Origin of the sequence: Shewanella abyssi, from assembly GCF_023284025.1 — a bacterium.
Lineage (GTDB): Bacteria > Pseudomonadota > Gammaproteobacteria > Enterobacterales > Shewanellaceae > Shewanella > Shewanella abyssi.
Genome location: NZ_JAKIKR010000003.1, coordinates 60,456 through 71,728, shown reverse-complemented (window position 1 = coordinate 71,728; position 11,273 = coordinate 60,456). Strand labels below are relative to the sequence as shown.

Sequence of the window (11,273 nt, the reverse complement as noted above, 5' to 3'; positions counted from 1 at the left end):
CTACCTCAGGTTTAGGGGCAATACAATCACCTGGGACTTAATAATCGCTGATACGACCAGATTCAGTGAACACTTGTAAGCTAAAGTGTTATTATGTGTAGTAAGTCGCGTGGGTAAGTTAAAGAGTGATCTAGGTCAAATGTTAGTGATGGGGTGATGTTAATAAGTGTGGTAGGTACGATAGTCGTGGTTTCTTAAAGAGTGATTGTATTTTATTAAGGTCTAAAAGTGTTGCATAAAAAATGCAACCCTCTTTCAAAGGTTGCATTTTAGGTTTCATACTTTATATCAATACTACATTGTTACTTTGATACCGAAGAATGCACGACGACCCACTAGATCATATAGTGCGTTATTAGTGTATCCAGGAGGAATTGCATCAAATAAGTTACGTACACCACCGTTAATCATAAAGTTTTCAGTGATATAGTAAGTCGCGCTCAAATCATGAGTTGTCATTGAACCGATGTGACCAGGTGATAAATCTTCTGGTGAACCACCATTTTTAGACACATCATAAGTTACAACACTGTCGATATAACGAGTATTCCAACTAACGCTTAGATCATCTAAACGATAATCCATACCGAAACGGAATTGTAGCTCAGGATCACCAACTTCGCCTTTTTCATCATTAATTTCGTCAGGACGGTTTTGGAACTCAAGATGCTCTAATTTAAGTAATTGGTTAGCAAGTAGGTTGAATCTGAACTCACCTGGCAAATCAAAAGTTGCAAGATCTAATGCATAAGCACCTTGAAATTCAATACCACTAGTGTAAATAGCGGAAGCATTTAGATAGCCAGAACGAACAAGTTCGATGTCATGAGTAGACGCGTTACGATCAACTTGGCTACAGAAGTCTGGATCTGGAGCACCAGTTGCATCAACACAGTTATCGGCAACAGTTTGTGATGTTACGGATATGATGGCGTCTTCAATTTCAATATCATAATAATCGACAGTGAATGAAAGGCTATCAGCGAATGTTGGTGTCCAGACTATACCACCTGTATATGAGGTAGATGACTCTGGTTTAAGATCTGGATTACCACCTGAGAGGGTGTCAACACTCACGTTATCATTTGCTTGGAACCCTGGTGGGATACCTAGTGCAGCACAGTTTGCTACGCGATCTGGATCGTCAAGTATGTTGTCTGCATCACATGGATCTGAAACTCGACCAAAACCAGGTGAACGAGGGCTAAACGCCTCTGCAATGTTTGGTGCACGTACTGCTTCTCCAATGGTACCGCGTAAAGAAACTTGCTCTATTGGAGCGTAGAACATACCAACTTTCCATGCTTCAGTCTTGCCTGCATGAGAGTAATCAGCTTTACGGTACGCACCATCTAAAGTAAATTCATGTGCAAATGGTAGGTCTTTAATTAATGGTAGGTTTATTTCAACGAAGTATTCAGTAACATCGTATTCACCGTACGAATCAGGTGTTGCTGCGTTGGTTAGGAAACCTGCTTTTGTGAATTCATCAGTCGTTGAACCTGATGTCTCCTCGCGGTATTCAAAACCGACTACCATAGCAACTGGACCACCTTGGAGCTCAAATAACTCTTCAGTGTCGCCGGCCAAAGTACCACCAATCACTTGTTGAGTGATTTTATCTTCACGAGTAACGTCAGCCGACACCCAGTCACGTGCTTCAGCAGATGCTTGGCCTAGACCGAATGGGTTGTAAGCTACACAATCTCCGCCGTTAACTGACGCAGGGTCTGTATAGTCATCGCCTTGGGCGCTAGGTACTTGTGAACGACATGCCGCTATACCTGTATCAGGGTCAATGACTGAGTCGAGAGCAGCAACAAAGTTATCCGGGATTAAATCGTTAAGTGTTTTACGACGGTTATTTGTTTCACCATATATATAATAAAGGTCATAATCTAAGACTGTTTCGCTTAGCTCAAAGCCACCTTTAAAACCACCAACGTAACGGAATAGTTCACGACGGTTTTCAGCTGAACGGTTGCCTAACTCATCGAAGAACTTAGCGAATGTTGCATCGGTCTGTCCGCCATCAAGTAGTGACTGACGTAAATCTTCATTCAAGAACGCGTTGTCTTGAACGTTGATGCTCACGTTACCAAAACGGAACGATGGTTGGAATTGTTGTTTAATATCTGATCTCACATATCTAAAATCAGTATAAAATTGGATATTATCAGTAAAGTCGAAGTTGAATGTCGAGCCGATGTTAATTCTGTCTACAGCTGGAATGTAGTTTTCATAGGCTTCACCGTCGAAACAAGTATCACAACCATCAGGAAATGAACCAAATGCAAAGCTATTGGTGCCATCACGTTCAGTTTGAGCAATAGGGTTACCATTTTGATCAAATGTAGAACGACCGATACCACCACCAAATGCATTAATAACACCGGTGTCATTGATCATTTCAGAATAAACTCGTGGAACACGAAGTCTGTCTGGGATCCCGTCTTCTTCACCTTCACTGTCTGGATTTGATATGGATCCCCAAGCGTCAAACTGACGGATCTCGGTAGACATAACTTCTTTGGTACGCTCATAACCTGCGAAGAATGTTACATTACCACGTCCATCAGCAACGTTTGCACCACCTAATACATCAAATGAGTGGTCTTGTGTGCCAACACCTTCAAGCGAACCACTTGTACGCGCATTGAACTCAAAGCCTTCAAAATTTTCTTTAAGAATAATGTTGATTACGCCTGATACAGCATCTGAACCGTAAATAGCCGATGCACCACCAGTCACAATTTCAATTCGTGAAACCATACTTGTTGGTATCGTTGATAAATCGACTTGAGCAGAACCTGGCTCACCAGCAACATGACGTTTACCGTTGACTAATACCAATGTTCTGTTTGCGCCGAGACGGCGTAAATCGGCTGAGCTAACACCCGCACTTTCGTTGCTGTTATTGTTACCAATAATGGTGTTTGTTGCACCAATAGAGGGTAACTCGGCCAAAACACTCGCTATGTCTGAATTACCAAATTTTGCTAGATCTTCTGCTGAAAGACTAACAATAGGAGCGGGTTGAGTGAGTTCGGTTTTTGCTATTCGTGATCCAGTTACTGCAACTCTTTCTATTTGTTCTTCTGCTGTAGTTTCTTCAGCGAAAGCAGGCATTGCCAACGAAGCTGTTAAGCCTACAGATATCGCAAGTTTTACTGAGCTTGCTAGTTTAGAATTCAAAAACATAATATTCCCTTAAATAAAGCGTTGATACAAATCGCAATTGAAGGTTAACGATTTGTGACGCCTCTGTAGTCCTTTGGTTGTATTTTGTCTTTTCAATCTGAATAATAATCACGTTTGCTTTAGTTTTATTAACTGCCCATATCGGAAGTCGTAGTTAGTTACACTGCCTTTTGTGGTTCTTGTGGTTTTTCACGCTGCTATATTTTGTTTTTTGACAATGAGCTTTAAATATTTTCATATACAATATTAAGTATACGTTAATGTAACTGGCTGCTTTTACAGAGTAATTTTAATGAAGGAATATTATTTTGGAAGCTATTTTTGTAGGTGGTGGTAATAGGGAATATTGTTGTACACAATGCTTTACATAGTTAAATGTATCGTAATGTATCGTTGAGCTTGAATATTCAACTAGTGATTTTTTTAAGCTCTTGAGCTCGATGTAACTACAGCTACTGACTTGATTGTTGCGATAAAGTTAAGAGCCCTATCTTCGTAGAAGACGAATAATTTATGTGTCAGTATTATGAGAGTGCGTAACTTAGAAAAAGTTCAATTAAAAAGCACAACCCCAAATCACGATATTTAATGAGTGGTATTTGGTGTGTTTTTTATCACTAAGGCATCAACTGCATTTCATCTCGAGTAGTGTTGAATATGCATAGTAAAAGTTGAATTGAAATACTGGATATTTCATGCCCATTTAAGGTATTGAATTATTCATAACATTTTCTTGTGGTTATCGTTCAATGAATGAATGAAGCAAGACAGATACCGATATTTTATTAATCTAATAGGATATCGTCGGCAGCGGCTTTGTTCGAGCTATTGTAAGCTAAAGTGTTATTATGTGTAGTAAGTCGCGTAGGTAAGTTAAAGAGTGATCTAGGTCAAAAAACGCACTTTGTTACAAGTTTATACTTGTCATTAACAGCTCCGGAAAATTGTCTTATTGAAAACACACTAGGTTTAATAATGTGACAAAGGAGGCCTATATGGCTGAGTTCAACACTGAGCAGATCCGCAATTTGGCTGTGCTCGGGCACACAGGATCAGGAAAGTCCTCGTTATTAGAAGCACTGCTGTTTCGTGCTAATGCGATAACCTTAAAAGGCAGGGTCGATAAGGGCACAAATCATGCTGATTTCACTGCCCAAGAAAAATCCCATCGCCACAGTTTAGAACCCTCCTTTCTCAATCTTGATTTCGCCAACCACCACATTAATCTTATCGATACCCCAGGTTTACCCGACTTCTTTGGCCGTGCGCTATTACCTTTGCCGGGCGTCGAATCGGTAGTTTTAGTGATCCATGCGGCTATGGGGATTGAGTCGGTGACTAAACGGGCGTTTGCAGCGGCGCGTAGCCAAGGCAAAGTCGTGTTGATTGCGATTAACCATATTGATGGTAATGAAGCGGGGCTGGCCGAATTACTGGGCAATATTCAGCAACAATTTGGCCATCGTTGTTTGCCGGTTAACTTACCGAACGTCGCTGCTGACCAAGTGGTTGATTGTTATCTGCATTGTGACGAACAAGCGCAAACGGCGTTCCATAGCGTGCAAGCTGCACGGGATGAACTGGTTGATACCGTGCTTGAAGAAGATGAGCAGTTGATGGAGTTGTACTTGGATCAGGGTGAGTCGCTAACGCCGGAGCAGTTGCACGCTCCTCTAGAAACAGCATTGCGTATGGGACATCTAGTGCCAGTATGCTTTACCAGTGCGGAGCAAGATATCGGTATTGAATCATTGCTAGAGCTGTTAGTGAAATTGCTGCCAAATCCGTTAGAAGCTAATCCACCGCAGTTTGTTAAGGGGTTTGCTAAAGATGCTGTGCCGATTGATGTTAGTCAAAGCCCGATAGACCATGTGCTAGCGCATGTTTTTAGAGTGTCTATCGATCCGTTTGTGGGCCGTATCGGGATTTTTCGCTTGTATCAAGGCACCATCAATATCGGCATGAAGCTATTTGTCGGCCAAGGTCGTAAGTTATTTAAAGTGAGCCACTTGGCTAAACTGCAGGGTGACAAGCTGATTGACGTTAGCCAGGCAATTCCCGGCGATATTTGTGCTATCGCCAAAATAGATGAACTTGAAGTGGGGGCTGTGCTGCACGATAGCCATGATGAAGATGAGTTCCATCTGCCAGAACTGGAGTTGCCACAACCTATTTTTGGTTTGGCAGTATCACCTAAGCGGCGTGGGGATGAGCAGAAAATATCCGAAGTGCTACACAAGTTAGTGGCGGAAGATCCCAGCCTTCAGATCAGTCGCAGTGACGCTCAGGGGCAGACTGTTTTACAAGGGCAGGGCGATCTTCACTTGCAAATAGCATTAGAAAAAGCGCAAACCTTGTTTAATGTGGATATGGAAACCGATACGCCAGCCGTGGCTTATCGAGAAACGATATTAGCAGAGGCGACAGCCCGTTTTAGGCACAAAAAACAGTCTGGTGGTTCTGGTCAGTTTGGTGAAGTTAAACTAAAAGTGGAACCACTTCCGCGCGGACAAGGCTTTGAATTTGTCAGTAAAGTGGTTGGCGGTACAGTACCGAGTCAATATATCCCTGCTGTTGAAAAAGGGGTTCGCGAAGCCATGTCAGCCGGTGCGCTGGGTGGGTTCCCGATGCAAGATATAAGAGTCACGGTATTAGACGGTAAACATCATAGTGTCGATTCAAAAGAGATAGCGTTTGTCATGGCGGGAAAGAAAGCCTTTATCGATGCAGTTGCACTGGCACAACCTGTGATTCTAGAGCCTATTGTCGATATGCAGATCTTGGTGGAGCAAGGCCATGTCGGGGAGATCACTGGCAACATGAGTGCTTCTCGCGGCATTATCTGTGGTACTCAAGCTCAGGCAAGTGGCATAGTAGAAGTTAGCGTTGAAGCGCCACTGGCTAATGTGGGAGACTACTCCACCAGACTTAAATCGATGACAGGCGGTGACGGTCAATTTTCGATGCATTTTAGCCGTTATGATGTTATTTCCGATAAGGCATTAAAAGAGTTAACGTTAGCGTTGGCCGAAACGGACTAATCAGCGCGTTATGTAACATGTTGGGGGTTGCCGGTTTTTTTGCGGTATGCCCCTCTGTTTTTTTGTGGCAAAAGAGGCCACAATAACCCTATTAATCATCGTTTTTGAGATCTCCTTGTCGTCACCTATATCTGAATCAAGCTGCGTAAAACTGTATTTTTGTCCGTTATCACCTGCCTTAATGGACAGTGATATCAAAGCGACGATCCGCTCGTGGTTACCCCAAGACGAAATCGATAAGGTTGACCGTTATATTCAGCAGTCCGCTAAAACCCAAGGTTTGATGGTGCGCGGCTATTTGCGCGCATTGTTATCAAACCATGGCCAATTTCAACCAGATGAGTGGCAGTTTGAATATGGTGACAAAGGCAAACCACGGTTAACGGCGGCGCAGTACGAGCGCAGCGGCATCGATTTTAATCTTAGCCACAGTGGTGATTGGCTATTGTTAGCTATCCATCAACAGCCATTGCTGAACAAAGCGCCATCGACAGTTGAACCGACAATTGAACTAGGCGTTGATATTGAGCGCTGCCGCAAGAGTACCAATATCCATTCAATACTTAATCACTATTTCTCCAAGCCAGAGACTGCAGCATTACTTGCCTTGCCTAGTGAGTTGCAGCGTGATCGCTTCTTTGATCTGTGGGCGCTGAAAGAGTCTTACATTAAGGCGAAAGGGCTGGGGTTGGCGTTGTCGCTTAAATCCTTTGGCTTTGATTTAACGACAATGGAGCAGAGCTTACTGACGCTTAAATCGAGCGAACAGTTACAACCTGAACTTTTAAGCTGCGGACTAATGCAGCAGATGGTTTTTAAGCAAGGAGTTAGCTTACAACTGTTTGATAAAGTTGAAACGGTTGATGTTAAAAGTGATGTTACAAATGATGTTACAACTGAGCTGCTGGTGGTAGAGGCGGCTCATTGGGATTGTGTTTTGGGACATCTAGATAAAGATTATCGATTTACTATTAGTGTTAGGGGATTAAGCTACCAAGACAAGTCAGTCGAGTATGACGCCGAAGTCGTCATTATAAATGCAGTGGTTCAAAGCACGAGTTAACCATAATTATTACAGGCTCAAAATGACTTATAAAAAGGGACGAAAATTGGGTCCCTTTTTATTTACTCTTTTTATAGTACTAAGCTGATAGAAAGTGCTACTTCAGCGGTTGGCTTAGAGAGATGATAACCGCACAGATAGGGGCACTTGAAATTGAAAAAATAAAACCGAGCATTGAGGGCTCGGTTTGATGGTTTAATCTGCTATTGAACGTTACTGTCTTGCCAAGCGTTGATTTTCGGCAGGGTGTTCAAAGTCACTACGATAGGGGTTGATATCTAACCCACCACGCCTGGTGTAACGGGCATAAACGGTTAATTTGGCGCATTGGCATAAACGTTTCAAGTCGACAAAGATACGCTCGACACATTGCTCGTGAAACTCATTGTGTTGTCTAAATGAGATCAAGTATCTAAGCAATTTTTCGCGATCGATTTTAGGCCCTTGATAACGGATCATGACCGTACCCCAATCAGGCTGAGAGGTGATCAAGCAATTTGATTTAAGTAGATTTGAGGTTAAGGTCTCGGCAACTATCGCTTTGTTATCAACACTGTCGATAAGGTAGTCTGGGTTAAAGCTGTAATCACTGACTTCAATATCTAAGTCATCGATACAGGTGCCTGGTAGCTCTACAATACGTTGATGGTGAAAGTTCTTTGGTTCAATCACTTTTACACTAACATCACCTTGTGCACAGTCCCGTAGGTCTTTGGTTAACGTCGACTCTACTGCCTGTACGTCATCAAATTGAGTCTGGTTAAAGCTGTTTAAATATAGCTTAAACGACTTCGATTCAATTAGGTTGGCACTGTTAAAGTCTAAGCTAAACTCCGCAATGGCGACCATAGGTTTGCCTTTAGCATTAAGCCATGAAAGCTCATATCCAGTCCAAATATCACAACCGTGAAACGGTAATTCATGGGTTAGGGCGATAGCATCACGGTTCAACTTGCGTGGCACGCCTTGCAGTAAAGACGCATCATACTGCTCTTGGTAGCCAGTCGACTTTCCTAATGTAAGTTGTGAAAGCTCGGGTGCGTCACTATAGGCATCATGATGTTGTGTCATCAATACGGTTTCCATGTCAAAATAGATCTTCATTATAACTTATTTTGGGATCGGCTAAGTGTCTTCTTTACCTGCTCTGGATATTTTTTTAAACGACTACCAACAAGCCTACTTAGACACGTTGGGAGAGTACCCGCGTTACTATGCGCAGCAACAGCCGTCCGAGTGTATTTTGGGTGACGTTGATGTTGAAACCGAAGATGCATTGCAATGGAAGTCAGTATTGCGTGAGGAGCCAGGCGTTTTCGAGAATGTTGAACATGCACTTGAGCTATCTTTGCATGCAGATCTCAGCGCATTTTATGGGGCACATTTTTCGGCGCCTTTGATGTTTGACTCACCTTGGGGAACGGGGGAGTTATTGCAGGCGTGGAGTCAGACTGATTTTGAGTATTTGCAGCAAAATATCATTGGCCACTTAATGATGAAAAAGAAGCTCAAACAAGATCCTACCTGGTTTATTGGTGTGTTTGATGATGAAGATAAAATGATCACTGTGAACAATACTGATGGCAGTGTTTGGATTGAAATTCCTGGGGAAACTCAGAGTGAAAAATTAGCAGATTCGTTAAATGGTTTTATCGCTGAGCTGAGAGCGCGAGTGACGCCACCGGTTAAGCAGGTGGAAGAGGATATGCCGGTACTGGACCATCCAGGCATTTGGCAGCGAATGAAAATGATGTGGCGTAACCTGCTTGGCAAATAGTGGCTAATGCATACAGACAGAAGCTTGAACTAAAAGTTTGAAAGTAAGAGGTCTAAATTGTTCTGCAATTTAGACCTTTTTTGTGAGTATGATTTAAAGATGATCCCAAGAGATGTTTGATACGATACGACAGGGTTCACAGCGAAAGTGAAACATATCTAACAGTGGCTCATCTAATAGCCACTCATCACTGCCGCACTTTGGACAGCAACGTTTTTTCTCATTGGCTAGGCTTTCACCGCCGACTCGATAGAGGTAGTAATAGGTTGGTATTTCAGTGAGGTACTCAACTCGACCGCGCAAGTCCCAGCCACGCCTAGACAGATCACTGTCATGGTTCGTCAGTTGCTCAAGTGCGGCAAACTCAGCTTTTGTGCCCGCCGCCATTTGCAGTTCATCACAAGCTTGCCATTCGGTTTGCCAGCGGATCAAGCGCTTATGATCGCCATTGGCTGTCGCGGGCAGTTGGTAAAGTGGGATAGGTTGCAGTGTATCGCCATTTCTTAGCGGTGAGCACATATGCACATAACTGGTATAAAGCAGCTGCCAACTCGGTGTCTCTTGGCTAGACACTTCTGAATTGATATCTTGGCCTATGTACTTCTCACGGGGAGCAAGCAATTTAGCGTCTGTTAATTCCGCTAAAGTCTGCTCAACCCAAGGGCTATTAAACCGTTTTGCAAGGCTACTTTTTTCAGGCATCAACAAGCGAGCTCTAAACTCACCATCATTGAAAGCCACGGCAAATTCTCGGCCCAGTATTTGTCCATTGGCACGATAAGCTTCTAACAGACCATTAATGGCTTTCTCTGCGGCCGTAATAGTGGTGTTATCAAAACACTCAAACCTTAATTCGATGACATGCATTATTTCTTTGCCTCATCAGCGTTAAGCAACGCAGATTCTAGTGCTGTTAATCTTTGGCATACTGCTTGATAGTCCGTTTTCAGTACTAATAGCTCACGCTCCAATTGTTCAATTTTTTGCTGCTGTTCAGTATTGACTGGAGACAGTTGAGCAGCTGGTACTGATGCGTTCAACTGGGCTTTTGTAGGAATGGCCGCTTTGTCGGTCGCATTCATTGATTTGTACTGTTGTAAGCCCTGGATAAGCGTTGGCATCGCAATGCTCATTCCTAGCTTTGTTTTAATTAATGCAAGAGTGGGGTTTTTCCCTTCATCGCTGAGCTGTTTGGCGGCGCAGAGTACTTGGTCTAGAGGGCTCATCGTTGGTTAAATTCCTTACTCATGAGTATATTTAGTTAGTTAACTGTAATGAACATAGTTAAAGTCATTATAAAACAACGCGTTAACTGTTGGCATGTTGTTTGCTTTATTTGTGATTATAAAATCAATATAAATACAGGAAGTTAATGTGAAGAATAATCTACTAAGTTTAGCGTTTTTTGGGATAGCAAGCATAGGGTTAACTGGTTGCGTGATCAATGTGGGTGATGATGAATCTGATTGGGACCACAACGGAAGTTGGGAAACAACACAAGAGAGTAACCGTGAAAACCTTGCGAGGATATCTTTAGGTATGTCAAGAGATCAGGTGACGACCTTAATGGGAACTGCTGATTTTAATGAAGCCTATATCCAACAAGATAAAGAGGTACATGTACTATTTTATCGTACACAAAGGATGAAGGGCGACGGTAAAACCACCAAAAATGAGTGCACTCCCGTTGTTATTAGTAATAATGCGGTTGTGGGTTGGGGCGAAAAGGCTTATAGCAAAATATAGATAACCTTTATATTATCGGTAAATCACTTTCTTAAAAGGGTGTCTAAATGGTCAATTAAATCTGACCATTGGGCATCTTCTGCTAATGCCTCCGCTAGAAAATGTTGTTGTGATACAGTCCAAAATTCAGCGTGATGAATAAGCTGCCCTTCGGCAATAGTATGTTTTTTTACGAACGATTCAATTGCTTTGCTATCGCTTTGTAAACCCAGCTGTTGAAATAGATGTTCGAGATCAAGAGGGGTGGTGTCCATCGTTTTTGCTCCGCCTATATCGTGTAGCTTCCAGTATGGTTGAAAATGGGCTCAGCCTCCATGTTATGTGCAGATAATTTTCGACAGTGAATGACTCATCTATAGCAGTTTTTTATCGATATTAAATAGAGCATAACGTGATATTTGATTATTAATTGCACTTTCCTATGGGCTTGTTACATTGGTGCTAA

At 42.6% G+C, this 11,273-nt stretch carries 9 protein-coding genes; 4 read left to right on the top strand and 5 right to left on the bottom strand.

The genetic code is table 11. The features are described 5' to 3' along the window. Window positions 1-294: 294 nt before the first annotated feature. Complete coding sequence (locus tag L2755_RS02610) at window positions 295-3,201, bottom strand: TonB-dependent receptor domain-containing protein (protein ID WP_248979198.1); 2,907 nt, start codon at window positions 3,199-3,201, stop codon at window positions 295-297. A 995-nt stretch (window positions 3,202-4,196) separates the two neighbouring features. Here L2755_RS02610 and fusA point away from each other — a divergent pair. Together fusA and L2755_RS02600 are read left to right on the top strand one after the other, a co-directional pair. Then, window positions 4,197-6,242 (top strand): elongation factor G, encoded by a 2,046-nt coding sequence (fusA, locus tag L2755_RS02605; RefSeq protein WP_248979197.1) that lies wholly within the window; start codon window positions 4,197-4,199, stop codon window positions 6,240-6,242. Window positions 6,243-6,288: 46 nt separating this feature from the next. Beyond that, entirely contained in the window at window positions 6,289-7,305 is a 1,017-nt protein-coding gene (locus L2755_RS02600; RefSeq protein WP_248979196.1) for a 4'-phosphopantetheinyl transferase family protein, read from the top strand. Between the two features lie 213 nt (window positions 7,306-7,518). On the opposite strand, the gene queF is transcribed toward L2755_RS02600, so the two are convergent. Beyond that, window positions 7,519-8,376 carry an NADPH-dependent 7-cyano-7-deazaguanine reductase QueF gene (gene queF, locus L2755_RS02595; RefSeq protein WP_248979268.1) on the bottom strand — a complete coding sequence of 286 codons (858 nt, stop codon included), beginning with the start codon at window positions 8,374-8,376 and terminating at the stop codon, window positions 7,519-7,521. A gap of 58 nt (window positions 8,377-8,434) precedes the next feature. Between queF and syd the strand changes: the two genes are divergently transcribed. Further along, window positions 8,435-9,082: a SecY-interacting protein gene (gene syd, locus L2755_RS02590; protein ID WP_248979195.1), complete on the top strand. Its 648-nt coding sequence runs from the start codon at window positions 8,435-8,437 to the stop codon at window positions 9,080-9,082. A 93-nt stretch (window positions 9,083-9,175) separates the two neighbouring features. Here the strand turns inward: syd and L2755_RS02585 are convergent, their stop codons facing one another. Further along, window positions 9,176-9,949: a Zn-ribbon-containing protein gene (locus tag L2755_RS02585; protein WP_248979194.1), complete on the bottom strand. Its 774-nt coding sequence runs from the start codon at window positions 9,947-9,949 to the stop codon at window positions 9,176-9,178. Further along, window positions 9,949-10,308: a hypothetical protein gene (locus tag L2755_RS02580; RefSeq protein ID WP_248979193.1), complete on the bottom strand. Its 360-nt coding sequence runs from the start codon at window positions 10,306-10,308 to the stop codon at window positions 9,949-9,951. The genes L2755_RS02585 and L2755_RS02580 overlap by 1 nt, the downstream gene beginning before the upstream one ends. Before the next feature lie 148 nt (window positions 10,309-10,456). On the opposite strand from L2755_RS02580, the gene L2755_RS02575 reads away from it, so the two are divergent. Next, complete coding sequence (locus tag L2755_RS02575; protein WP_248979192.1) at window positions 10,457-10,828, top strand: DUF3192 domain-containing protein; 372 nt, start codon at window positions 10,457-10,459, stop codon at window positions 10,826-10,828. A 23-nt stretch (window positions 10,829-10,851) separates the two neighbouring features. Here L2755_RS02575 and L2755_RS02570 read toward each other — a convergent pair whose 3' ends face one another. Continuing rightward, complete coding sequence (locus tag L2755_RS02570) at window positions 10,852-11,082, bottom strand: DUF2789 family protein (RefSeq protein ID WP_248979191.1); 231 nt, start codon at window positions 11,080-11,082, stop codon at window positions 10,852-10,854. Between the last annotated feature and the right edge of the window lie 191 nt (window positions 11,083-11,273).

What these genes read in the sequence shown, in the direction of transcription:
- L2755_RS02580 (WP_248979193.1), bottom strand. Translation starts at nt 10,308, where the DNA reads ATGAGCCCTCTAGACCAAGTACTCTGCGCCGCCAAACAGCTCAGCGAT.
- queF (WP_248979268.1), bottom strand. Translation starts at nt 8,376, where the DNA reads ATGACACAACATCATGATGCCTATAGTGACGCACCCGAGCTTTCACAA.
- L2755_RS02570 (WP_248979191.1), bottom strand. Translation starts at nt 11,082, where the DNA reads ATGGACACCACCCCTCTTGATCTCGAACATCTATTTCAACAGCTGGGT.
- fusA (WP_248979197.1), top strand. Translation starts at nt 4,197, where the DNA reads ATGGCTGAGTTCAACACTGAGCAGATCCGCAATTTGGCTGTGCTCGGG.
- L2755_RS02600 (WP_248979196.1), top strand. Translation starts at nt 6,289, where the DNA reads ATGCCCCTCTGTTTTTTTGTGGCAAAAGAGGCCACAATAACCCTATTA.
- L2755_RS02610 (WP_248979198.1), bottom strand. Translation starts at nt 3,201, where the DNA reads ATGTTTTTGAATTCTAAACTAGCAAGCTCAGTAAAACTTGCGATATCT.
- L2755_RS02585 (WP_248979194.1), bottom strand. Translation starts at nt 9,949, where the DNA reads ATGCATGTCATCGAATTAAGGTTTGAGTGTTTTGATAACACCACTATT.